Source organism: Flavobacterium sp. P3_A6 (assembly GCF_056403035.1).
In genome coordinates this window covers 14,059-40,016 of sequence record NZ_JBFUGG010000016.1, presented here as the reverse complement: position 1 = coordinate 40,016, position 25,958 = coordinate 14,059, and the positions used below count along the sequence as shown (strand labels likewise).

At 35.8% G+C, this 25,958-nt stretch carries 20 protein-coding genes; 12 read left to right on the top strand and 8 right to left on the bottom strand.

What is annotated here, in order from left to right; genetic code table 11:
• Window positions 1-39: 39 nt before the first annotated feature.
• Entirely contained in the window at window positions 40-2,736 is a 2,697-nt protein-coding gene (locus tag AC1DVP_RS15045; protein ID WP_477184309.1) for a DUF5695 domain-containing protein, read from the bottom strand.
• 132 nt (window positions 2,737-2,868) lie between these two features.
• Entirely contained in the window at window positions 2,869-5,928 is a 3,060-nt protein-coding gene (locus tag AC1DVP_RS15040; RefSeq protein WP_477184308.1) for a beta-L-arabinofuranosidase domain-containing protein, read from the bottom strand.
• A 777-nt stretch (window positions 5,929-6,705) separates the two neighbouring features.
• Between AC1DVP_RS15040 and AC1DVP_RS15035 the strand changes: the two genes are divergently transcribed.
• The gene (locus AC1DVP_RS15035) at window positions 6,706-7,065 is read left to right on the top strand and encodes a hypothetical protein (RefSeq protein WP_477184307.1); all 360 of its coding nucleotides are present in this window, start codon (window positions 6,706-6,708) and stop codon (window positions 7,063-7,065) included.
• A gap of 102 nt (window positions 7,066-7,167) precedes the next feature.
• Window positions 7,168-9,576 carry a glycoside hydrolase family 2 TIM barrel-domain containing protein gene (locus AC1DVP_RS15030; RefSeq protein WP_477184306.1) on the top strand — a complete coding sequence of 803 codons (2,409 nt, stop codon included), beginning with the start codon at window positions 7,168-7,170 and terminating at the stop codon, window positions 9,574-9,576.
• Between the two features lie 101 nt (window positions 9,577-9,677).
• Here the strand turns inward: AC1DVP_RS15030 and AC1DVP_RS15025 are convergent, their stop codons facing one another.
• The 3 genes from AC1DVP_RS15025 to AC1DVP_RS15015 are packed head-to-tail and all read right to left on the bottom strand — an operon-like array spanning window position 9,678 to window position 12,704.
• Complete coding sequence (locus AC1DVP_RS15025; protein WP_477184305.1) at window positions 9,678-10,658, bottom strand: aldo/keto reductase; 981 nt, start codon at window positions 10,656-10,658, stop codon at window positions 9,678-9,680.
• 24 nt (window positions 10,659-10,682) lie between these two features.
• Complete coding sequence (locus AC1DVP_RS15020) at window positions 10,683-11,828, bottom strand: aldo/keto reductase (protein WP_477184304.1); 1,146 nt, start codon at window positions 11,826-11,828, stop codon at window positions 10,683-10,685.
• A 24-nt stretch (window positions 11,829-11,852) separates the two neighbouring features.
• Window positions 11,853-12,704 carry an aldo/keto reductase gene (locus AC1DVP_RS15015; RefSeq protein ID WP_477184303.1) on the bottom strand — a complete coding sequence of 284 codons (852 nt, stop codon included), beginning with the start codon at window positions 12,702-12,704 and terminating at the stop codon, window positions 11,853-11,855.
• A gap of 371 nt (window positions 12,705-13,075) precedes the next feature.
• Here AC1DVP_RS15015 and AC1DVP_RS15010 point away from each other — a divergent pair, with 371 nt between their 5' ends.
• Window positions 13,076-13,981, top strand: coding sequence for a helix-turn-helix domain-containing protein (locus AC1DVP_RS15010; protein WP_477184302.1), 906 nt, complete (start codon window positions 13,076-13,078; stop codon window positions 13,979-13,981).
• On the opposite strand, the gene AC1DVP_RS15005 is transcribed toward AC1DVP_RS15010, so the two are convergent.
• A complete protein-coding gene (locus AC1DVP_RS15005; RefSeq protein WP_477184301.1) occupies window positions 13,962-14,573 on the bottom strand; it encodes an alpha-ketoglutarate-dependent dioxygenase AlkB family protein in 612 nt (203 codons plus the stop codon). The two genes, AC1DVP_RS15010 and AC1DVP_RS15005, sit on opposite strands and share 20 nt — an antisense overlap.
• A gap of 25 nt (window positions 14,574-14,598) precedes the next feature.
• On the bottom strand, window positions 14,599-15,972 hold the full coding sequence (locus tag AC1DVP_RS15000; protein ID WP_477184300.1) for an exonuclease domain-containing protein: 1,374 nt from the start codon (window positions 15,970-15,972) through the stop codon (window positions 14,599-14,601).
• Between the two features lie 334 nt (window positions 15,973-16,306).
• Between AC1DVP_RS15000 and AC1DVP_RS14995 the strand changes: the two genes are divergently transcribed.
• From AC1DVP_RS14995 to AC1DVP_RS14970, 6 genes are all read left to right on the top strand, one after another.
• A complete protein-coding gene (locus tag AC1DVP_RS14995) occupies window positions 16,307-17,071 on the top strand; it encodes an XRE family transcriptional regulator (RefSeq protein ID WP_477184299.1) in 765 nt (254 codons plus the stop codon).
• A gap of 481 nt (window positions 17,072-17,552) precedes the next feature.
• Complete coding sequence (locus AC1DVP_RS14990) at window positions 17,553-18,095, top strand: hypothetical protein (protein WP_477184298.1); 543 nt, start codon at window positions 17,553-17,555, stop codon at window positions 18,093-18,095.
• 158 nt (window positions 18,096-18,253) lie between these two features.
• On the top strand, window positions 18,254-19,141 hold the full coding sequence (locus tag AC1DVP_RS14985) for an alpha/beta hydrolase family protein (RefSeq protein ID WP_477184297.1): 888 nt from the start codon (window positions 18,254-18,256) through the stop codon (window positions 19,139-19,141).
• Window positions 19,142-19,358: 217 nt separating this feature from the next.
• Window positions 19,359-19,628, top strand: a complete 270-nt coding sequence (locus AC1DVP_RS14980; RefSeq protein ID WP_477184296.1) for a cyclic nucleotide-binding domain-containing protein — start codon at window positions 19,359-19,361, stop codon at window positions 19,626-19,628.
• A gap of 162 nt (window positions 19,629-19,790) precedes the next feature.
• Entirely contained in the window at window positions 19,791-20,831 is a 1,041-nt protein-coding gene (locus tag AC1DVP_RS14975) for an MBL fold metallo-hydrolase (protein WP_477184295.1), read from the top strand.
• A 17-nt stretch (window positions 20,832-20,848) separates the two neighbouring features.
• Complete coding sequence (locus AC1DVP_RS14970) at window positions 20,849-21,646, top strand: PhzF family phenazine biosynthesis protein (RefSeq protein ID WP_477184294.1); 798 nt, start codon at window positions 20,849-20,851, stop codon at window positions 21,644-21,646.
• Window positions 21,647-21,692: 46 nt separating this feature from the next.
• Here the strand turns inward: AC1DVP_RS14970 and AC1DVP_RS14965 are convergent, their stop codons facing one another.
• Window positions 21,693-21,914 carry a hypothetical protein gene (locus AC1DVP_RS14965; RefSeq protein ID WP_477184293.1) on the bottom strand — a complete coding sequence of 74 codons (222 nt, stop codon included), beginning with the start codon at window positions 21,912-21,914 and terminating at the stop codon, window positions 21,693-21,695.
• Between the two features lie 124 nt (window positions 21,915-22,038).
• Here AC1DVP_RS14965 and nirB point away from each other — a divergent pair, with 124 nt between their 5' ends.
• From nirB to AC1DVP_RS14950, 3 genes are all read left to right on the top strand, one after another.
• Entirely contained in the window at window positions 22,039-24,546 is a 2,508-nt protein-coding gene (gene nirB, locus AC1DVP_RS14960) for a nitrite reductase large subunit NirB (RefSeq protein WP_477184292.1), read from the top strand.
• Window positions 24,547-24,796: 250 nt separating this feature from the next.
• A complete protein-coding gene (gene nirD, locus AC1DVP_RS14955; protein WP_477184291.1) occupies window positions 24,797-25,174 on the top strand; it encodes a nitrite reductase small subunit NirD in 378 nt (125 codons plus the stop codon).
• A 78-nt stretch (window positions 25,175-25,252) separates the two neighbouring features.
• Window positions 25,253-25,840, top strand: a complete 588-nt coding sequence (locus AC1DVP_RS14950) for a DUF4202 domain-containing protein (protein ID WP_477184290.1) — start codon at window positions 25,253-25,255, stop codon at window positions 25,838-25,840.
• Window positions 25,841-25,958 lie beyond the last annotated feature (118 nt).

Below are 25,958 nucleotides of genomic sequence, written 5' to 3'. Positions count from 1 at the left end.
ATTGCCTTTGTCTCAGTATAACTCTCAAACCACTAAGAATTATTTTTGCTGTAATTTTATTTGAATACTTTTCTTTTGCAAAGGTATTTCGTAAGCACCTCGCACTTTAGCATAAGGCAAGGTGATCTCTTTGTTAATTCTTAAATAGGCATTTGGAGTAAATTCATTTTCACTATTTAAGGTAATCTCTACCTCATCTGTTTTAGTATTATAAGTTACTTTTTCAAAAGTGCCAGCATCTAATGTTAACCACAATTGTTTTGGGCCAATAAATACTTTAGATTTTGCTGCAGTTGTCAATTTTACTTCTACTAAATCGCCTTTGACAGTGACATTCCCTCCAAAGGCCAGCCATCCTAAATCGTTATCCTTTGTAATGTAAGTTGCTGTATTGACAGCATAACCATAAAAACCGGAACCATAATCACCAGACAAGTAGTCAATTCGCAGCTCCGTAGGATAGGAGTGAAATGCCGCTGAACCAAATCCGTCTTCGGTAATATTTGAAATCCCGCCTAAAAGACCTCCATACCCCACTTTTAACAGATACAAATCCTCAGGTTTTTTTCTATATTGCTTTAATACCGGAATTGCATTTAATGAAGACCCGTAATGATGAATCTGACGCTCTACTCTTGATAATTTTCCTCCATATAAAAAATCCCAATATCTGCGCGCATTTCCATTATATGCCCAATGTGGCATTGTAGGCATGTAAGCCAAAATAGCATTTAAAGTAATATCTGCTTTTTCTTCATAACCAAAATAATCAGACCACATATATACTTCTTCCTGACCGGTAGAATCCCATGGCATCTCACTTCCAAAAGGATAATCTAAAGCTTTCCAGTGATTCGCTCTTTCTTTCATCTTTGACTCCAAACTTGATGCCATGTCTGTAAGGTTTTCATTTTTCAAATCTTCTAAGATCAATAAAAACACAGAACCCTCCATTTGACCAAACTGAGCATAATAAGGAGCTTGTTCAGTCATTGCTATCGATGTATAGTAAGCTTGCTTTAAATACCAATCCCAAGATTTATTATTGACTAAACCTGTATTATATCGTGCTAATCGGTACAATGTCCAATAAGCAGCTACAACGTGCGGATAGTTATATGATCTCCCCGGATCGTTTGCATCTTTATGTTTCCAGGCCGCCCATGAGGAATAATCTATGTCTTTGCTGTAAGTCCCTTTTGGCAAAGAATCGGGTTCATAATAAAATACGCTTTTTTTAACTCCATATTTGTTTTTGCCTTCGCTATACTGAATATTACCCCAAAGCGTCTGGTCTACAAATTTTTCTAATTTTATAATTTCTTCCTTATCTGGCTGGATATGCTGTTTCATGATAGCCGCCAGCCATCCCCCGGCTCCGCCTTCATCACTTAAACCAGCAACCCAAGCTCGGCTGTCTTGAGTCAGTTGCTTTTTGGTTTCATAATCGTAACTGATTACTGAAGGGTTTCTTTTGAAAATTGGATCTGGCTGATCAAACCATTGTGCTGTTGTTAAAAAATGGCCAAAATCCTTTATAACTTCGGTTTCAGGCTTGATAACTTTATAATTTATAGTCTGTTTTATGCCATTTTTATAGTTGACAGTTAATCGTGCTCGCCCCCATTTTACACCATGCACCGTATATTTTCTAAGGCCTTTTGCCGTTTTTCCGTCTTCTTTTATCAGAAGCGCCCCTTTAGGCTCAACCTCAAATGAGCTTACATCACTTTTATAGTTTAAAAATAATTGCGATTTAATATCTTGAGGAATCACATACCCTGGAATGCTTGAAGCTACAGGAAGTTCCTCTTTTATAAGCGTATTTTGGATATCTTCAATTCCTTCTGATAATGCCATTTTTAAAGCAAAACTTTTAGATTCATTAGCTTTCAAAATTAATGACGTGGGTTTATTCCATTGCTCTACACCTTTCCATTCGTTATCAGCATATGCTTTACTGTATACCATCCATTCATGAAATCCTTCAAAAACGATGCTTCTTGGTGTTGGATCATCATTTAATGGACGATACGCTTCAAAAGCCATATTTTCTTCAGGCATAACAACTAATGCCGGTCCTTCGCCGCTTAATCTTTTAACCTCTAAATACCCTGCATCCATTCCAATGTACGGATCGAAAAACACGTTTTGGGCATGCGTTTCATTAAGTGATTTTCCTTCCAAAATATTATTGAATATCATAGGAATACCTAAAGCTCCTATCTCAATATTATTAGGTGTTTTGTTAGTAATTACAAATCTTAATATTAAATCATTTCCATTGGTTTCATAATATCTTTTAATCGTAACCGGAATATCTGCAGGCAGTGTATTGGCTAAATCTGCTGCCGCTAGAATTTTTTGAGAAGTTTCTAAAGGAGTAACAGCCCTGCGTTTTGCTGCTGTGGAATAGCTTTTCCAATTAGCATCTGCTTCGCGGATTCTTAAATTAATATCACCTAAATGATACAAACCGTCTTTGTCTCTAATTTCTAGTCTGTCACTGGGAGTGAAATCAAAATTCAAATTTGCATTAGGCCGTAAACCTGCAACTGTTTGTGATTCTTTTACTAATTTTAACTGAAAAACTGGAGTGCTAAATTTTTGATAAACCTCTGCAATGCCCAGAGAAGGCTTCTTCTCTTCAATTTTAGTCCAATATCCTTGCGCTTGAATACTTATTGTACCTGCCAAAAACAATAATAAACCAATCCTATATTTTATATTTCCCATCATTGCTGTATTTCTATATTTGTTAGTTTTTATTTAAAATCAATTGAAAACTTCAAGAGTTTTATATTTAATTTACTTATTCTTTAAACTTAGATTTTCTTTAATTTATAATAATCAAGCTTCATTTCAGAACTATTTTAGCGTAACATCCAAATAAACCGAATGGCGTCCATAAGTGTTATAAAAAGGCTTAAACACAACTCCATCGATAACAAATTGCAGTTTCTCAGCATCACCCTTTATCGATTTGCTTATATCTTTGGCATCTAATGTTACTTTTCGCCATTCCTTGAGTGGCTCAGATTCTTGAGCCGCCAGCAAAATAGGTCCATAAAATAAACTGGCAATATTTTGCTGATCCATAACTGGGTCTAAATGAAATTGAAATGGCATACGCAGTTCAATTGTATCTCCGTCTTTCCATTTTCGGCTTAAAGTAAGGTAGCTTCCCGGTACAGCCTTTACTTTTACATCCTTACCGTTTATTTTTACGAAAAAACCTTTAGCCGCCCAATTTGGCACACGTACATTAATATCAAATTTCCCTTCGCCTTTAATAGTTAATAGCGTATGGTCTTCATTTGGGAAAGAAGTTTTTTGCTCGATAGTTACATTCTTTTCAGTCCATTTTAATGTGGAAGGCACATACAGATTTACATATAAAGACTGGTTATCAATACTTTTAAAATAAATTGAATTCTGGAATTTTGTACTGCTTTCTAAAGCCGTTCCATTGCAGCACGTAAAACCATTCATTTTTGCATTACCAAACTGTTTTATTGAACCCGGACGCAATGGCACGTGATACGTATTCGCAGCAGTATTTTCTGCCACAGAAGCAAGTATATGATTATACAGCCCACGCTCATAGTAATCCATTAATTCCCCGCGCTGCTCATAAAGAAACAAATTACTGGTCAATTTCAGCATATTATAAGTTGCACAAGTTTCATTTTGCCCGCCAGCTGAGAAACCATTTTCATAAATTGTAGCGGGCTGGCTGATAAAACATTCAGCATTTGCAGGACTACTTGCTCCAGCAACTCCTCCAATGCTGTACATATAATCATTTGTGGTTTTAACCCAAAAATTGTCAGCTATGCGGTAATATTCGGGAGCATTAGAATCATGATACATTTCTAGCGCACCCATAATTTGAGGTATATGCTGGTTAGCATGCAGCCCTCGGAAAGTATCTACATTTTTAGCCAGCCCGTTTGAATGTTTAGCATCTCCGTAAAACACTTTGATATTGTCAAATAATTGCGCTGCTTCAAGATAGCGATGCTCATTTGTTATCCTGTAAAGACGTGCCATAGCTTCATTCATGCCGCCAAATTCTCCAGCAATATATCTGTTCCACATACTAATAAGTGTCTCATTTGGCAATTGTTTCATTCTTGCGTAAACCCAATCTCCCATACCTTTGGCCGTTTCAAGTGCCTTTTTATTACCGCTCACTTCATAAACATCCATTAGTCCGGCAAGAATTTTATGCAAAGTATAATAAGGTGCCCAAATTTGAGTTTTCTGTCCTCCATAGGTTGCGCCCTTTTCCAGCATTATAAACTGATCTGGCGGATAAGCACTAATGAAACCTTTGCCCCAATTCCAACAATCGGTACGAATGCCTTCTTTACTCAAATCCGAGTCATAATCTGTTTTTCCTGGTCCTTTAGGAACTGCCGTCGGATCTGACACATAAGCACCTCCAGCTGTTTGTGGCTGTCCAGACATTTGTGCCAATTGATAAAGCGTATTGACCATATACTCCATCTTATTAGCAAAATTAGCATGCAAATCTTTGTCATATCCAGTACTCGCATAAGCCTGAGCAATTGCTGTCAAATAATGCCCAGTTGCATGTCCCCGCAATTTAGTATCCTGAGTATCCCAAACCCCTAGAGCTTCTGCACCTTCGGGCTGTTCTTGACCAAAAGTATTCCGAAACATATAAAGGAAAGAATCCGGATTTGTCTTGACAAGGGTTTTTATGAACTTATCACGATTCTCAATAATTTTTGTATTGTGGCCATGAAGATCTGAGTTCAATGATACTTCATCCAAACTGAAAACTTTCAGCTTAAGTTGTGGTGTTGCAGATTCTTTTGCATCTTTTACTGTGACAATAGCCTTGGGTTTTAAATCTGTACCTGAAACCATTCCGATTATTGTATACTGTCCGGCCTTAAGTACGGAACTATTATCTGTTGGAGCTGGCCAGATCACCCGCACATCAGGACCTGCAATTCCGTTTTGGTACCTCCCTTTTATATAGTACGGTAATCTCGGGAGACTCCCAATAACCGTCTCTACATTAACGTCTGACACACTGGTTAGGTATTGATTATACAGCTGAGGAACGGTTTTGGAAAACTTTGGCAGATCACCTATCGGCACTTCAGTCTCTTCTTCCTCAATTTCTTCGTCTTTCAAAGAATTATGATAAATCTTTCCAATTTCTTTTTCAGTTAAAGGAATTCTATAGATTCTAAAATCATGCAATTTCGCATTAAGATACGGATCCTCTGCCAAAATTGATTTACCTATATACAACATGTTATTTTTACCCGAATTAGCGTCAAATAATTGTTCAAGTTCAAGTTCTGCATTTTTAATTGTGCTTACAAGAACACCATTAACGTAAATGCTTAAAGATTTAGAAGGAATATTTATAACAACCGCAAAGTGATTCCATTTATTAGTTTCTAAAGCTGGTGAATCTGCTTTGTACTTTTTTCCAGATAGCACAGTAATTTCAGTATGACAGCCTTCATTTTCCTTAGTCCCCGTTGGAGCAACAAAAAAATGTGATTTAGTGCTTTTTCCAAAATCAAAAAAACGCTGGCCTCTTTGTGCCGAACGCAAATAAATCCATCCGGATATACTAAGCGATTCTTCTCCTGCAAATGCATCTCCGGGAATTGAAACAAAAGCTTTACTTTCTGTTGATAAAGAAAGTACTTTACCAAATTGATCGTCATTTATAAACATACTATTAGATCCCGCAATATTACCGTGCAGATTATTTCGCGACCAATCCTTTACATCACCATCAAACACATAACGGGCAATTAGTCCGGTTTCTCCAATACCATCTAAAATCTGGTCGCCATCTTGTGCCCAAACGGATGCTGTATTCAAAGAACCAAAACCTAACATTGCACATATAAAAAGCTTGTGTAATTTCATAATTAATTAATTTTCGATATTTAAAAAAACTTGCAGTCTTTATTTTTTATTTTATTTGTTCTTAAAACCTCTTATGCTAAAATTAAGATTTATCCTCTAATATTCAATGAGTGTCTTTTTTACATTTTTAATATATGTAAATTTAAAGGCAATTATTATAATTTTGACAACCATATTTTATCCTAACCAAATACTATATTATCTTAAATTGAATATTTTGTGAGTTTTTAAAGAATAAATGAAACAACTGACTTAGAAACATAAATATAATAAAGCAAAAAACGTTACTATACCTATACTGTAGAATGTGGATTATTTAAGAATACTATAAATAACATTTAAGGTTTCTAAATTTTGGCAGAAGATAAGGAGTTCAAACCATAAAATATTTCACAGAATTGAGGCTTTTTAACGTTTTGACCTCACAGGACATCAAACTGCATTTTTGAATATTTTCGAAATTTATCTTATAGAATTAACGTTAAAATGTGCTGATTTCTTCAAATCTTGAAGAAAATGGCTTGAAATTTGTACCTCAGAGCCACCTTGAAATATAAAACACCACCTTTCTCTATCAAATGAATTTTATACCTTTGTTTCAACCGCAGGTTTAATGTGTTCTTTAAAAAAGATCGTATTGCAGATTAACAAAATAATATCCTTCAATTGGGATATATAGCTAAAAATTTGTTTTTTTGTTCAGATTTATACTTTATTGGTACGTCATAATCTGCTAATTCCAGTAAACACTGGGTGCTAATTTTTGTATCGAAAAAAATGATTATACAAGATTTAATTGGTGATTATTCAATTTCCGGAAGAAATCAAGATGATAACCATGAAGTGGCCTACAAAGGTATTTTGAATTTATCCTTAGATAAAAATAACCGAATTATAGCTAAATGGATTATTAACAACACAGACGAACAAAAAGGCTACGGTTTCTTTAAAGACAATATTCTGGTAATCAATTTCAGTTATAAAGGAGAAGATAACAAAACGTATAAAGGAGTCGCCGTTTATAGATGCATAACCAAAGACTTTTTGGATGGTTTTTGGTCTGAAAAGCATGGAAACCCGCTGTATTTAGGGACTGAACATTGTTTAAGAATGAAAAGCACCGAACAGCTAAACTAAGATTATCTTTAAAAACTATCTTGTTTTTATTTTAAAAGTGTATATTTGACACTTAATATTTTTGAGATAAAAAACTTAGTTCAACAATCCTAACTTTGCCAAATGCCAACTACTTTAAAATTCTTATCATTCCTGCTTCTTTACTTCTCGATTAATCTTACAGCGCAGGAAAACAAACAGCAAAAATTACTTTTTGATGATAATTGGAAATTTTTATTAGGCGATGTGCCTCAAGCAAAAAATCTAAATTTCGATGATAAAACTTGGCGGTCGCTGGATTTGCCACATGATTGGAGTATAGAGGGAAAGATAAACAGTGACAATCCAACCCGTGGTGCGGGTGGCTACTTTCCGGCAGGAATAGGATGGTACCGCAAAACATTCAATATTCCGGCTTCGCTAAAAGGAAAACAGGTTTCAATATATTTTGAAGGTGTATATATGAATTCGGAGGTTTTTATCAACGGAAAATCCCTTGGCATATATCCCTACGGTTATTCCTCTTTCATATATGACCTTACTCCTTATTTGGATTTTTCTAAAGAAAATATTATTTCGGTCAAAGTTGATAATTCTCAGCAGCAAAATTGCCGATGGTATAGCGGTTCGGGAATCTACCGCCATGTCTGGATGATGGTTACAGATGAACTGCACATTGCACATCACGGTGTTGGAATTACTGCTCCAGAAATAACTGCCGAAAAAGCAACGGTGTCAGTAAAAATAAAAATTAAGAATGAATCAAATACTGCACAGCAGTTTATACTTAACACACAGTTATTTGATGATAAAACCCGAAAATCAGGAAATGCTGAATTAAAAGTTGATCTTGAAGCCGGCAGTGAAAAAGAAATAGAACAAATGATTGTGGTTTCAAAACCACAGCTTTGGGATTTAGAAAAACCGCATCTATATAAAGCTCAGATACAAATTCTGAAAGAAAATAAACTAATTGACCAAACAGCCACAACCTTTGGTATACGCTCAATAAAATTTACCGTCGAGAATGGTTTTCAGCTCAACGGAAAAACTATAAAACTTAACGGAGGCTGCGTACATCACGATAATGGAATCTTGGGAGCCGCCGCTTATGACAGAGCCGAAGAAAGAAAAGCCGAAATGATGAAATCTGCTGGATTCAATGCAATAAGAACTTCTCATAACCCTCCTTCTGAAGCTTTTTTGAATGCCTGCGACAGATTAGGCATATTAATAATAGATGAGTCATTTGATGGGTGGAAAGAAAGTAAAACAGCTCATGACTATGCATCAATTTTTAATGACTGGTGGCAGCGTGATCTGGAATCAATGATACTAAGAGACCGCAACCATCCCTCCATTATTATCTGGAGCATAGGAAATGAAATAATTGAAAGAAAGAATCCAGATGCTGTTCAAACGGCTAAGATGATGGCAGCATGTATCCGAAAAATAGATACTACCCGCCCTATAACTTCTGCAATGACTACTTGGGATAAGGATTGGGAGATATTTGATCCTTTATTTGCCGCTCAGGATATTGGCGGTTATAATTATCAGCTGCACCATGCTCAATCAGATCATACCAGAGTTCCTTCGCGCGTGATTGTACAAACAGAATCCTATCCAAGAGATGCCTTTGATAACTGGAAACTGGTACAGCAAAACAATTATATCATTGGCGATTTTGTATGGACAGCTTTGGATTATTTAGGCGAGTCTGGTATTGGGCGCTGGTTTTATAATGGTGAAAAATCAGGAGAACACTGGGAGGGGGAATTGTTTCCGTGGCATGGTGCATATTGCGGTGATGTTGATTTAACAGGATGGAGAAAACCGATATCACATTATAGAAGCATGCTGTACAACGAAAATGAAAAATTATACATGGCGGTTCGTGAACCGAATGCAGAAAATTTGGAGATTAAAGAAACAATGTGGTCAGTCTGGCCCACATGGGAAAGCTGGAACTGGCCTGGTTTTGAACATAAAAATGTTGAAGTAGAAGTGTATTCCAAATATCCTGAAGTCAGACTGTATTTAAATGACAAACTCATCGGTCAAGAAAAAACAAGCCAAGAACAGCAGTTTAAGGCTAAATTTGCAGTTCCATATTCTCCAGGAACATTGAGAGCTTCCGGTATAATTAATGGTAAGGAAATGGAATTCAAAACACTGAAAACAACCGATAATCCAGTTACAATTAAACTTACTGCTGACCGTAAAACCATAATGGCAAATGGTCAGGATTTATCTTATGTAACCGTTGAAATAATTGATAAAAACGGAAATACTGTACCCAATGCCACAAATAAACTGCAGTTTGATATACAGGGCGAGGGAACTATTGCCGGTGTGGGAAATGCAAACATAAAAGATATCGATCAATATGCTGGAAATAAATGTAAAGCATGGAATGGACGTGCGCAGGTTATTATTAAAAGTACCCATAAAAAAGGCACTATTACCCTAAAAGCCAGTTCAACCGGTCTAGCTGAATCCAGCATAACAATCAAAACATCAAATAAATAAATCAAATGTACTGCATCGATCTTAATCCGCTTAAACTTTAGGCAGATTGCAAAAGATTAAAAAAAAGGAACCATAAAAAATGTTTTTTATGGTTCCTTTTTTTATTTTCCTACCGCTTTTTGCAAATGAGCGGGATAGCGGTCTCCGTGTATTGTAGTTTGAGCAAAAGCATCGTCAATTTTTTTTATATCAGCTGCTGTTAAATGAATGGATACTCCTCCAATATTTTCGGTCAAGCGGTGTGATTTTGTTGTACCAGGAATTGGTGCTATCCATGGTTTCTGTGCCAATAGCCATCCTAATGCAATTTGCGCAGGAGCTGCCTCTTTTTGAGAAGCTATTGCGCCCAGTAAATCAATCAGTTTTTGATTTGCCGTTCTGTTTTCTTCACTAAATCTAGGTAAAGTATTTCTAAAATCTGTACTGTCAAATTTTGTATTTTCAGTGATTGCGCCAGTTAAAAATCCTCTGCCTAATGGACTAAAAGGAACAAAACCAATTCCTAACTCTTCAAGTGTTGGTAATATTTCCAATTCTGGTTCCCGCCACCAAATAGAATATTCACTTTGTAAAGCCGTAACAGGCTGTACTGCATGTGCTTTCCTAATAGACTCCACACCTGCTTCTGATAGTCCGAAGTGTTTTACTTTTCCCTCTTTAATAAGATCTTTAACAGTTCCTGCTACATCTTCCATAGGAACATTCGGGTCAACTCTATGCTGATAAAATAAATCAATAACATCTGTTTTTAGCCTTCTTAAAGATTCTTCAGCGACTGCTCTAATGTTTTCTGGCCGGCTGTCTTGTCCGTTAGTGGCGTTTCCGTCTTTAAAGCCAAATTTAGTAGCGATAACAACTTCTTTCCGAAACGGATTTAGGGCTTCGCCCACCAATTCCTCATTCGCAATACCGTAAGCTTCAGCGGTATCAAAAAATGTAATTCCCTGTTCGTAGGCTTCTCTAATTAATTTTATCGCTTCCGCTTTGTCCATTGCAGGACCGTAAGCAAAGCTTAATCCCATACAGCCCAGTCCTATAGCAGACACTTCAAGTCCGTTATTTCCTAAAATCCTTTTTTCCATTTTCTTAATTTTTAATAATCAAAATTACTTCTTTTTTTCCGGGGCTTCAACATCAGAGAAAGCCAGTACTCCAGCAGGCAATCTTTCACCTAAAATTTTAATCCCATTTAATCCTGCATTGAATTCCTGCAGTTCATTTGCCGTAAATTTTATTTGAAAAGCTCCTGTATTTTCTAGCATGTGTGCCATTTGAGTCGTCCCTGGAATTGGTACAATCCAAGGTTTTTGCGCAAGAAGCCAAGCCAAAGAAATTTGGGCTGGTGCAGCTTTTTTCAGCTCACTCCATTTCTTGATTAAATCGACCAGAGCCATATTGGCCGGAAGGTTTTCAGGTGAAAATCTTGATTCCATACCACGAATATCACCAGATGCAAATCGTGTATTGCTGTCAATAGATCCTGTTAAAAAACCAACACCAAGCGGACTCCATGGCACAAAACCAATGCCAAGTTCTTCACATAAAGGAAGAATTCCTTTTTCAGGACCGCGCCACAATAATGAATATTCATTTTGAATGGCAGTTATCGGATGAATAGCGTACGCGCGCCTTACCGTTTCCAGACCAGGCTCACTGAGTCCGTAATGAAGCAGCTTTCCTTCTTTTATCAAATCCTGGATTGCGCCAGCTACATCTTCAATCGGTACATTTGGATCTACTCGATGTTGATACAACAAATCAATTCGGTCAGTGCGAAGACGTTTTAGCATTCCTTCAACCACTACTTTAATATGTTCAGGACGGCTGTTTAAACCCGATAACCGCTTTCCAGTTTCCTGATCAATATTCCACCCGAATTTTGTAGCAATAACAATCTTATCACGGAAAGACTGAACACCTTCGCCAAGAATTTTTTCTACCTCAAAAGGTCCATAGGCTTCTGCAGCATCAAAAAAAGTAACGCCATTATCAAAAGCTGTGCGAATGATTCGGTGCATTTCAGGTCGTGAAGGAATTGTGGTCTGATAGGTACGGCTCATATTCTGCACACCAATGCCAATGCTGGAAACTTCTAAATTACCCAGTTTTCGTTTATCGGATGTAAATAATGGAAATTTATTTTTTTCTTCTGAGTTTTCCTGAATGCCAGATTGGGCAAGAGAGCGAAATGGCAGCAATGCGCTTCCTGCTAATGCTAAACTTGCTGTTTTTAATATTGATCGCCTATCCATTTTGAACTATTTTTATTTTATAATTTATCTGCTTAATTTACGTTCGCTGAGCCATTTTACCATATTAGGATCTCTGTGATCAAAAAACAAGCTTGCATTAGTATCTAAAGTTTGAATAGCACTCATATCTTCTTGTGCTAATTCAAAATCAAAAATATTGAAATTCTCTGCCATTCTTTCTTTACGAACTGATTTTGGAATAGCTGCTACTCCCCTTTGAGTTAACCATCTCAAGACGACTTGTGCTGTAGATTTATCATGTTTTTGGGCAATTGCCGTTAGAATTTCATTTCTGAAAATACCATTCTTTCCTTCTGCAAAAGGCCCCCAAGATTCAATTTGTATGTTGTTTTCCTTAAGAAATTTTTGTGAATCATTTTGCTGGTGAAAAGGGTGAGTTTCAATTTGGTTTACTGCAGGAGTAAAACCAGTATTGACTACTAGATCCATCACTCTGTCGGGATGAAAATTAGAAACACCAATCGCCTTAACTTTTCCTTCATGATACAACTCCTGCATGGCTCGCCAAGAACCATAAATATCACCATAAGGCTGATGTATTAAATATAAATCCAGATAATCTAACTGCAGTAAATCCAAAGATTTTTGAAAAGCTTTTTTTGTGTTTTCATAACCCGCATCACTTACCCAGAGTTTGGTTGTAATAAAAAGTTCTTCTCTTGCAATACCGCTTCTTTTAACAGCATTCCCGACAGCTTGTTCATTCATATAAGAAGCTGCCGTATCAATTAACCTGTAACCTGTTTCAATTGCATCTACGACAGCCTGCTCACATTCTGCTAAATCCTGCATTTGGAATACGCCAAAACCTAAAATTGGCATTTCAACACCATTGTTTAATTTTACATTGTACATAGTAATTTTGTAATTAAAGTTTCTAATAATTTTATTAATACAAACGTTGGCGTAATGTATTTTCAACACATAGAAACATAGATTTTATAAGCTCAAAAATAGGCGTTTCACTTTTTTAAAAGACACACAGCTCACTATGTGAAAGAAATGTATTTCTTTTTTGCACTCTTTTTTAAAGTAAAATCTATGTTTCTATGTGTTAAATGAAAATTTTATGAATTACACCCAACTGGTTAATACAAATTTCCAAACAAAATATGACGGCATTGGTATACGGATTACTGAATCTCCTACCAAGATTACTGATTAGTAACAAATTACTGTTATACCTATACTTAAATACTTAAATTTGTTTTACAAACAATAAAGACATGGATAAGGTATTTAACTTTGAAACCATTAGTGAATACGATACTTTTAACAATCATGAAACTTTACACCCATTAGTTAGTGTTATTGATTTTTCAAAAGCAAAGAAAAGAACCGGTTCTAAAATGAACTTTGGACTTTACTGCATATTTTTAAAGCAAGTGAATTGCGGTGATTTAAAATACGGCCGTAATTATTACGATTATCAGGAAGGAACCTTAGTGTTTATTTCACCTGGTCAGGCAATTGATGTTGAAAACAAAACCGACTACTATCAGCCTGCAGGACATGGATTGGTCTTTCACCCTGATTTAATTCGCGGTACATCGTTAGCAGAAAGTATTAATGAATACAGTTTTTTCAGTTATAACACCAGTGAAGCACTGCATTTGTCAGAAAAAGAAAAACAGCTTGTTTTCGACTGCTTTTCTAAAATTGAAACTGAATTAAAGCAATCTATAGATAAGCACAGCAAAAAACTTATTGCTTCAAATATTGAGCTGTTTTTGAATTATTGCGAAAGATTTTATGACCGCCAATTTATTACCAGAGATACTACCAACAAAGGAATTGTCGAAAAGTTTGAAGAATTGCTAAACAGTTATTTTTCTTCAGACAAACCTAATATCATAGGACTGCCTTCTGTTGCCTATTATGCCGGAGAACTTAATTTATCTCCCAATTATTTTGGTGACTTAATTAAAAAAGAAACGGGAAAATCGGCTCAGGAATACATTCAAAATAAAATTATTGATGCCGCCAAAAACAAAATATTTGATTCTTCAAAAACTATTAATGAAGTAGCTTATGAATTAGGGTTTAAATATCCGCAGCATTTCACTCGTTTTTTCAAACAGCATGTTGGCAGTACACCTAATGAATATAGAATTATATCCTCACTTGCCTAAAAGTGAGATTAATCCTTGGGAGCACCTCTCTGGCTGTTTTAGGCACTTGGTGTTCCCAAAAACTATTCGTTTTTCCTGCCATTAACAAGAAAGAACCATGATGTAAGGGAATTTCAATCTGCGGGAGATGTTTTAGAAGTTTATGACGCAGCCGAAACATTCGGGTTTCGCCAAATGTAACCGATGCAATATTCATATCTTTATTCTCACTACGAGTCTTGTCGCTGTGCCAAGAAACTCCATCCTTTCCATTTCTGTATAAATTTAGTAAAACAGCATTGAAGCTTATTTTTGTTTCATTTTCAACTCTGGTTTTAATAGTTCTTAATTCCTTTGGCCAATTAGACTTGCCCAAAGTGCTGTCACTTTCATCATACCAAGCAACCATCCGCGGAGCCGTAACTATTTTATCATACATGGGCATGTCGTATTCACGCCATGATGTGTTGTTTAATAAAATATTGTAATAGCTGTCTGATTCATCTTTCGTAAAAAAACTGTCAATCAGCATCAGGTCTGCATCAGGTACGTCAAATATTTTTTTGCCGGCTGTACCTGATGTGAACATTTCGGTGTCGTCAAAGAGAATCATACGTATTGGCTTTTATTTTTTATGATTAATTCGTTTGAAAACGTTTCACCTTTTCTGGATATTTCTCCGTATACGCATAAATGAGATGCATGATGTACTGATTGCTCCTGTAAGGCGTAATGTAATCTTTAATTTCCGAAAATTCAGTAAATCCATCATCTGACGGAATATAGCCCATTCCATAAAAATGACCGTTTTCAACCCAAATACAGCTCCGTTCTTCTATAGAATTTCCTTTGTCTATGATAGCAAAACTTGTCCTGCTGCCCAACAGAAAAGCAATGGCATTATCGATTTTCTCATTGTGATCGGTTACATCGGGCAAATCTGTTACATCTTTTTTTTGGAAAAACTCTCCTGTAGCCGAAATACCGTATTGACAGAAACGGTAATCAATTTTAAACTGCTGAGCAAGACTCTGCAGTACAGCTATGCCGCTAAATTGGCTGTTGAATTCCTGAATACATTTTTGAAATTTGGTCAGTTTTCCAATTGCCAGATATTTGTATCCGTTGCGGGCTTCATATTCATACAGTCCATATTTAGATTCAAAACGTTTTAATGCTCTGTTATAAGCAGGCCAAAGCTTCTTAATTTCATCACATTCCAACAGTAGCGCCATCAGTTCGGTAGCGCAGACTTCAAAGGAAATTCCGTAAATATCCTTTAAGAAATGCTGTCTTTGCGCATTTACATTATGACCGCTGAAATGAGAAGCCACACGTTTTTTTAAGTTAACCGCTTTACCAACATAGATTACCTTGTTCAACTGATTATAAAAATAATACACTCCAATTTTTTCAGGCAACTGTTCAAAATCCTGTGGAGGCAGATTAGGAGGCAGGCGCTGATCCTGTGAAGTTTTCTTAATCATTTTATCCATTTCTCTTTCATTGTCCCATTCCAGCAGTTTGGAAAATAATATAGCAGTCGCATCTGCATCACCACCGGCACGGTGACGGTTTTCTATATTTATGCCTAACGAACTGCAAAGGTTTCCTAGACTGTAAGACCCCAATCCCGGCTTAATTTTTCTTGCTGCGCGAACGGTACATAATTTTCTGGCAGTCCATTTAAAACCTGATTTTTCCAATTGATGACGAACAAAAGAATAATCAAAGTTGACATTATGCGCCACAAAAATTCGGTCGGTAAGCATGTTCAGAACTTTTTCGGAAACCTCGTCAAAAATTGGAGCATTGCATACCATTTCGTTATCAATTCCTGTCAGTGCAAAAATAGGGAGCGGTATTTCCTGCTGCGGATTCACAAGCGTTTCCCAACGGTCAATAACCTTAGTTCCGTCATGAATAACAATCGCTATTTCTGTAATACGGCTCCCTCTGGCATTGCCTCCTGTAGTTTCTATATCTACAATGGCATATTCCTGCTTTTTCATATAGTATCTAACGTGAATATTATTCCTATTCTTGTAACTCCCCTATTAACTTTAGTCATTAATCCGTTGGATGTAATACATAAAATTTTATTTAACACATAGAAACATAGATTTTAGGCATAAAAAGATCGCAAAAAAAGAAATACATTTCTTTCACATAGAACTATGTGTATTTTAAATAAGTGAAACGCCTACTTTTAAGTTTACAAAATCTATGTTTCTATGTGTTGAAAATAATTGCATCCAACGGGTTACATTAAAATATTTTTACAAAATTAGGACGTTAAATCACTTTAAACCCTATATTTGTAGTGACTTAAAATCCCTTTAACATATGTTATATATTTCTGACAATCTTAAATGGCTGAGAAGCAAGCGGAATCTCTCGCAGCAGGAAGTCGCAGACGGAATGGCTCTGCCCCTTGACCGCTACAAGAAATATGAGTACGGAAAAAACACACCGCCTGCCGAAACGCTGGTAATTATTTCACGGTATTATCATATCAGTATCGATTTGCTTTTAACGGTCGATTTACGAAAAATCTCTATTACTAATTTAATGCAGTTAGAGGACAACCGAATTATTTTACCCATAACCGTTGACTCGGACGGAAACAATCTCATCGAAATTATCCCGCACAAAGCTCAAGCTGGTTACCTAAGCGGTTATGCCGATGCTGAATATATAGAAAACCTGCAGCAGATAGCACTGCCGTTTTTAGGCTTCGGCAAAATGAGGGCTTTCCCAATTAACGGCGATTCTATGCCGCCGCACACCAATAAATCCTTTGTGATAGGAAAATATGTGGACAATCTGGGAGAAATAAAACAAAACAAAACCTATATACTCATTACCTCCAGCGAAGGGATCACCTATAAACGGCTCGGCAATAAAAATGATGATTCGCTAACTGTCGTTTCGGATAATATTATTTACAGTCCATACGAAATCAAGCTTTCCGATATTTTGGAGATTTGGGAATATGTATGCCATATTGGAAGAGATGACGCTAAACTCCTGACCACAGAATCCGATACTGTCAAAGAGATGTTTCTGGAACTAAAAAGAGATATCCATGAAATAAAACAGAAAAAATAGTTCCTCTCTGGCTATATTAATCAATGACTTCCTTTACTTAAAATATTATCCAAAAAAATCAAAAAAGAAGCAAAAAAAGCAAAGTATAAATTGAAACTTCGGTATTAGATTTTTAAAACTTATTAGGCTGCCTAATCAGGCTATCCACTGCAAGTCTGCGGTCATTGCCCAAAAAAACAAAACTCAAAACAGCGCCCGGAGGAAGCTCGTTTTGGGTTTATGTTTTTTTAAGGGCTCTTCCCTTGCGGGCTTTCCGTTACTATCCTAAGCAGAATGAGGAATAAAGGAACTTTCATATTATGTAAATCAAAAGTCCTTTTGACGATTTGTAATCTTTTTTTTGCTATTTTTGAAAAACAAAAAAACGAAACAAAACTTCGTATATACATCTGCCTGTTGGGTAGATAGGCGAAAGTTTATTTCGCATATATACTAGTTAGTGGCAACCTCACATCTAAATTGCGAATTACAACTTTAAAAAATGAATAATCAAATTATAAAAAAGTGTATTGAAGAAAACGAATTACAATTGAGTTTTTGGAATAAAATCAATCATTTTTGGGTTGTTATATTTGCTCTAATTATTCCGATTTGTTTTACAGCTTTTAAAATTATAGACATTATAAATGAAAAAGAAAGACCTAGTAAAGACGGCGATATTTATGTGTTTATAATTCCAATTATACTTTCTTTTTTGTTTTATCTATTGCAAAAGAAAAGACTAAGTTTTAAAATAGTCGAAACAAAACTGAGCATTGACGAAATTTATAAAGTTGTAGACGAAACAGCAAAAGAACTAGGATGGATAATAAATCAAAAAACTAATAAATATTTGACAGCTAACACAAATCCGAAATTTACTTCCGGAAGTTGGGGTGAGCAGATAACAATAATTTTTGCTGAAAACAAAATCCTTGTAAACAGTATTTGCGACTTAAACAAAAAAGATTCATTAGTTTCAATGGGCAGAAATAAAAAAAACGAGCAAACGTTCACAAGTAACATCAAAAGAGCCAGCCACTAACAGCTACTCCTATGTAAAGCATCATAAAGTTATTCACAACTTTTGAGAGGGTTATATGTGGGTTATTTTTCGAGTATAGAATTTCATACCAGCGGGACGTTGTAGGCAATGCTAACGAAGACCAAGACAATTCAAAACATTTTTTAAATTAAACCAAAATGAACATTAACTTATTTCTTTGGTTATTACTAATAATTTTACCAGAAATGGTATTTTCTCAATCGTCCGACTTTACCACTCAAGATATAAAGTTTGAAAGTCAAGGAGTCACTCTTGCAGGCTCGATTTTAACGCCTAAAAAAACATTTGCAGCAGTTGTAATTGTTCATGGGTCTGATCCTGTAAAAAGAGAAATGGAGTTCGCTAAACGTCTTGCTAAAGAAGGTATTGCTGTATTGACATATGATAAACGTGGAGTTGGAGAATCAGGCGGTGTATATGCAGGACCATCTGTTGGCACGAATAATATTGACACTGCCAATCTTAATTTATTGTCTCAAGATGCAGCTGCGGCAGTAAAAACATTTCGAAACTATTTGAAAAACAAAAAAACACCTATTGGATTAGTTGGCTTCAGCCAGGCAGGATGGATAATCCCAATCGCTGCAAGTAAAAATCCACAAATTGAATTTATGGTTTTATTTAGCTGCCCTACAATTACAACCCTGGAACAACTTCGATTTCAGTTTTATACCAATGGAAATAATAATTTTTGGGAAAATCATACAGAAGCAGAAGCTCGTGAGCATATCAAAAATGATCCTGACAGATATCAGTTTACAGCCACTGATCCAAAAATTTCTTTGAATGTACTTTCAATTCCAGGACTTTGGCTTTTTGGTGAGAAAGACATACAGATTCCAGTAAAATTATGTATAGAGCAACTAAATATATTTAAAGTTCAAGGCAAACCTTTCGAATATACTTTGTTTTCAACATTAGGTCACAATACTTCTTCCAGCAATATTACAGAACCTGTTGATATTTCAATTCAATGGATAAAACAGAAAGCTTTAAACATTAAGAAGTCTAAAGTATCTAAATAAAGCACAGCCTACAACAGCTGCTCCTATGTAAAGCATCATAAAGTTATTCACAACTTTTGAGAGGGTTATATGTGGGTTATTTTTCGAGTATAGAATTCCATACCGGCGGGTTTGTTGAAAAAGTTAGTTTTGTATTTGGGATGATTTGGCAGATCCGAAAAATGGGCTTAATTTAGTCCCAAACCTCACAACACAACACAACACAACACAACACCCAATGAAACAAATCATTAACCTTTCGGAAAAGACAATAACTGTCGAGAGAAACGAATTTCTGAAAGTGAAAGGCAGTATTGATACAAATGTGTATTATGTGGAAAGCGGCAGTGTAAGAATTTTTGTTTTAGACGATTATGAAGAACAAACAATAAGGTTTGGGTACAAAGAAAACTTAATTGTGTCGCTGGATTCTTTTTTGACAGGCAAACCTTCTGACCTGTTTATACAAGCGATTAAAAAGTCGGTAATAAAAGTGATTACCCAATAACGCGGATTTGCAATTCGTGTCCGCAAAGGATTGGTTTCTTTTTCTAATTATATATTATTATTATTCACTGTTGTGGACTCTGATTGCAAATCTACCTATCGGACAGCAATAAAAAAAAGTAAAAAATATTCTATAAAATAACAATGACTCAATTTACATACAATGAGAAAACAATTTGGTGCAAAACCTAAAAAATCCGACATTGAAAAATATTCAAAATCAAAATATTGGAATGGGAAAATCTTCGAAAATTTGGAAGTGACCAAAATGAATATCAGCATTCAAACCTTACCAAAATTATTATACAAACAATTTTGTAAAAAAGAAGCTCGAGAACCTCAGAAACCCTTATCAATTATTCCATTCAATAAAGAACAATTTCTTGAACCTTATCCATCGATGCGAAGCATTTGGTATGGGCATTCAGCAATATTGATGCGGTTAGACAACAAAACAATTCTGATCGACCCTATGTTTGGTTCCAATGCGGCACCTATTGCACCTTTTGCAATTCAAAGATTTAGCCAAAACACATTAGACCTCATAGATGAATTTCCAGAAATAGATTTAGTCTTACTTTCCCACGATCATTACGATCATTTGGATTATGACAGTATTCAGAAACTCAAAAGCAAAACCAAACAATTTTATGTAGCTCTGGGAGTAAAAAGACATTTGGTTTCTTGGGGAATTCCCGAAAACACAATCACCGAATTCAATTGGTGGGACAAAATTCCATTTGACGGAATCCAAATCACCTTCACTCCCACCCGACATTTTTCGGGCAGAGGATTGACCGATAGAGCCAAATCACTTTGGGGTGGCTGGGCATTAAAAACTTCCAAAGAAAATATCTGGTTTAGTGGTGACAGCGGTTATGGTGAACATTTCAAAGAAATAGGCAGACGCTTAGGTCCATTTAATTTTGCTTTTATGGAGTGTGGTCAATACAATGAAAACTGGCACCAAATTCATATGTATCCTGAGGAAAGCATTCAAGCTTCCATTGATGCTAGTGTAAAAAACATGATGCCGGTACATTGGGCTGGATTTGCTTTAGCCCAACATACTTGGACTGAACCGGCTGAACGCTTTATTCAAGAAGCTAAAGCCAAAAATCGTAACTATTGTTTATCTCAAATAGGCGGATTATTCGATTCTAATTGCTCGAAAACAAATGCTTGGTGGATAAACCAATCATAAACTCAAAGAAATAAAAAATGAAAACGTATTTTGTAGACTCTTTTACAAACGAAAAATTTAAAGGAAACCCTGCCTCGGTTTGTTTTCCTGACAATAATTTAGACATTGACACAATGCAGAAAATTGCATCAGAAATTGGTTTTTCCGAAACTGCATTTGTAAAACACATCACGGACAATAGGTATAGCATCCGGTTTTTTACGCCAAAGATTGAAATTCCATTATGCGGTCATGCTACATTGGCTTCGTCAAAAATCATTTTCGATACAACCACTTTTGACAATATAACCTTTATCAATTGTGACAATATTGAACTGTTTATTGAAAAAGCAGCCAATAAAATCAAAATGCAGTTTCCTGTTTACGATACTGAAGAAACTGAAGTGCCTCAAAAAATGCTGGACGCACTTGGAATTTCTGAAATTGTAAATAAAAGATACAGCCCTAAAAATAAAATTATCCTGATTGAAATTAAAAGTGCGCTTGAGTTAGCCAATTTAAAACCTGATTTTACGGCATTAATTAATTCGCATACCGGAATCAATGGCGTTTTGGTGACTGCTATTTCAGACAGCGAAAATTTTGATTTCCATTACAGATATTTTTGGCCTTGGGCAGGAACTAATGAAGATCCTGTAACAGGCGGGATTCAAACTTTTTTGACAAAATACTGGGCTGCAAAATTGAATAAAACAAAATTAAACGCTTATCAATCTTCATCAAGAACTGGAATAATGAGTACAGAAATCATTCAGGATAAAGTTTTCATTTATGGCGAAGCCGTAACGGTATTAGAAGGACAATTTATTTTATAAGTATGTTCGAAGACAAAACTTCTTACTCCCATTACTTTCTACTTAGTTACTTATAAGTATTCCACACTATTTTAATTCCAAAATCTACTCTTATGCACTTTCTTGCGTGAAGGATGGAAGCGGCATCTCCCGATTTAGAAAAACAAGGCTTTTTTGCCGTAGTTTTTCTAAATCGGGAATATAGCGGACAGCCTGACCCCGCTGGAGTAATAATGTCCCTGGCAATCAAAATGTTGTACAGCGGGGGCACGCCCAAATCTAAGTACATATTTATTCAGAATCGCATTACTCATTATTAAAAATCATTCTAATTTAGAAAAAAAACAAAAAAATAAGTATCTAAATTAAGTATTTATACGTATGTTTGCGTAGTAATACTTAATTAACAGATTATGATTAATGTAATAGTAGTCGGAAACGGCATGGTAGGTTATAAATTTTGCGAGAAATTCATTTCGAAATCTGGGCAAGAAAATTATCAAATTACAGTATTTGGGGAAGAACCAAGACGCGCTTATGACAGAGTTCACTTGAGTGAATACTTTGCTGGAAAGACTGCTGATGACTTATCTATGTCTACAGCAAATTGGTATGAAGAAAACAACATCATACTAAACACTTCGGAGTTAATTACAGATATTAATAGAGAACAAAAAACAATACATACACACTTAGAAAAAACGTATGCGTATGATTACTTAGTTTTGGCTACAGGTTCTGCTGCCTTTGTACCGCCAATTGACGGGGTAGAAAAAGACGGGGTTTTTGTTTACAGAACTATTGAAGATCTCGATGCAATTATGGCTTATGCCAAAAAAATTAAACAAAATGGAGCTACCGAGGCCGCAGTTCTTGGCGGAGGATTATTAGGACTTGAAGCGGCAAAAGCTGTACGCGACTTAGGATTAAATGCTCACGTGGTTGAATTTGCACCCCGTTTGATGCCAAGACAGCTAGATCAAGGTGCGAGTGACATGCTTCAATCCAAAATAGAGGAATTAAATATAGGAATACATCTGAATAAAGCGACACAATTCATAGATGGCGAAGACAGCATAAAAGGAATGATGTTCGCAAATGACGAGCTGTTAAAAGTAGATATGCTGGTTATATCGGCTGGTATAAAACCCCGCGACGAACTAGGAAGAGTTTCCGGACTTGAAGTAGGCGTTAGAGGCGGTATCGTGGTAAATAATAAAATGCAGACATCAGATCCTAATATTTTTGCCATTGGTGAGGTTGCCTTATACAATCAAATGATATACGGGCTTGTGGCTCCTGGCTATGAAATGGCCGATGTTGCTGCCGAGCAGATCCTTAACAGGGATAAAACGATGAGAGATACCATCGATATGTCTACTCAATTGAAATTGATTGGAGTTGAAGTTGCGAGTTTTGGTGATCCTTTTATCGAAAATGAAAATGTTACTGCAATTGTTTACGAAAACAAATTCAGTGGTATTTATAAAAGAATTAATGTCACCAAAGACGGAAAAACATTATTGGGAGGAATTCTTGTAGGGGATTCATCAGATTACAACGGATTGTTTCAAATTTATGCCAACGCAATGGCACTACCAGCAAACCCAGAGGATTTAATCCTAGGTTCTCGCGGCGGCGAATCATCAACTTTAGGAAGCGCATCCGACTTACCAGATACTGCCGTAATCTGTTCCTGTGAGAACGTCACCAAAGGCGCTATCTGCTGTTCGATTCTTGACGGAACTGCAAATACATTTGGCGATGTCGTAAAATTAACTAAAGCAACTTCAGGTTGCGGAGGCTGTAAACCAATGGTAGCTGACTTAGTAAAAGCAGCCCAAAAATCTATTGGCAAAGAAGTAAAAGAAAGTATTTGTGAGCACTTTAATTATACTAGACAAGAATTATTTGATCTTGTAAAAATCAATAAATACACAAATTATTATGAAGTGATCGACCATCATGGAAACGGAGACGGCTGCGAAATCTGTAAACCGGTTGTTGCTTCTATTTTCTCTAGTATTTATAATGACACTGCCAATAAACACGTAACTACACAGGATACAAATGACAGGTATCTAGCAAATATTCAAAGAAACGGAACTTATTCTGTTGTACCAAGAATTGCAGGCGGTGAAATTACTCCTGAAAAACTGATTGTAATTGGTGAAGTTGCCAAACAATTTGATTTATACACTAAAATAACCGGAGCACAACGTGTCGATTTATTTGGTGCTCAATTAGATGACTTGCCAAAAATATGGAAAGTATTAATAGATAATGGTTTTGAAAGCGGCCACGCTTACGGAAAATCTTTAAGAGCCGTAAAAAGCTGTGTTGGTAATACCTGGTGCCGTTATGGAATGGATGACAGCACAACCTTTGCCATCGAATTAGAAAACCGTTACAGAGGGATTCGTTCTCCTCATAAATTAAAAGGCGGCGTTTCTGCCTGTATTAGAGAATGTGCCGAAGCAAGAGGCAAAGATTTTGGAGTAATTGCGGTTGAAGGCGGCTGGAATCTTTACATCTGCGGAAACGGAGGAGCAAATCCTAAACATGCTGTACTTTTAGCTGAGCAAATAAACAAAGAAACTGTTTTCAAATATATGGACCGTTTCCTTATGTATTATATCCGCACCGCTGGACCATTGGTTCGAACTTCTACTTGGCTGGAAAAATTAGATGGAGGATTGGATTATCTAAAAGAAGTAATCATTCATGACCGCATCGGAATTTGCGAAACATTGGAAGCCGAAATGGAAAAATTGGTAGGAACTTTTGAATGTGAATGGAAACAAGTGCTTGAAAAACCAAGATTAATGAAACGTTTCAGCCACTTTGTGAATACTGATGAAAAAGATGACAACATTGAATACGTACCATTAAGAGATCAAAAAATGCCAAGACCTTGGTAAAATACAATTTGAACGAATTAACACGAATTTAAAAATAAATTGTTTCGCAAAGATTCTCAAAGAATACTCAGAGATCCACAAAAAATATAAAATAAAAAACAACAAAGACAACTACAAACAGAAAATTATGTTCTAGTGCCTTTGCATTCAAGAATCTTTGCAAAATAACAGCTAAAAAAATAACCTTTCTTATCTTGGCTCCGCTACTCCTCATAAGTGGGGCTGGGATCAGAAAACAAAACTAAATCCCATGGAAGGACTATTAAACCAATACGAAACCGTAAACTTAAGTGATGTAAAAATTTGGTTCAAAGCAGGAGATATCAAAGATTTTCCTAGTAATAGAGGTGGATGCATTAAATATAAAAACAAACAGATTGCTGTTTTTAACTTCGAAAGAAGAAACGAATGGTATGCTTGCCAAAATGCTTGTCCTCACAAAATGGAGATGGTTTTATCCAGAGGAATGACTGGTTCTACTGATGGAATTCCAAAAATTGCCTGTCCGATGCATAAAAAAACATTTTCACTTGTAGATGGATCTAATTTAAATGGCGATGATTACAAAATAGCTACCTACCCTGTAAAAATTGAAGGGAATGAAGTATTCGTTGGGTTTTTAGAATAATGTATGTATCTTTGGAATTAGCATAACATAAATGCGATACTGCCTTTTAAGTGTCTACTGAATCTATACTTTTTTCAAATGAGAACAATGCCTTTTTTAAACGCAAGCGCGTGGATTGATGCCGAAAACGAAGCCGATCCTAACAGTGAAATATACCAAGACATAACCTATCCGAAGGAATTATTATATTCGGACAGAATGTATGAAAGGCTAATGACCTTTGAACCCAATGCTTCAGAAGCAGTTCAGATAGCAGCCAAAGCGCAGCATATTTGCCGTTGGAAAGTAGCTAGAGAATCTTACCCCATGGATCGTGTGGGGTATTTAAAATGGCGGGAAGATTTAAAAAAATTCCACGCCAAAACAACAGCCGAAATCTTAAAAAAAGCAGGCTATGAAGACGAGTTTATAGATCGTGTATCTTTTTTGATTGAAAAAAAGTTACTTAAAAAAGATCAAGAAACACAACTTTTAGAAGATGTAATCTGTTTAGTTTTCTTAGAATTTTATTTGGATCCATTCGTACACAAACACGATGAGGAAAAATTAAAAAATATTATTCTGAAAACTTGGAATAAGATGTCAGACAAAGGACATCAGGAAGCGCTAAAAATTGACTATACTCCGGAAAACCTTCAATTGATAAAAGACGCTTTGGGATTATAAATCGATTTAATGATTTTGATTACACGTCCCTAACCTGAAAAATCAATTATAATTGGTGATACTTTTCTTCTATGAAAAAAAAATCCAAAGTATCTTTTGATAAAATTTCTTTTAAAAA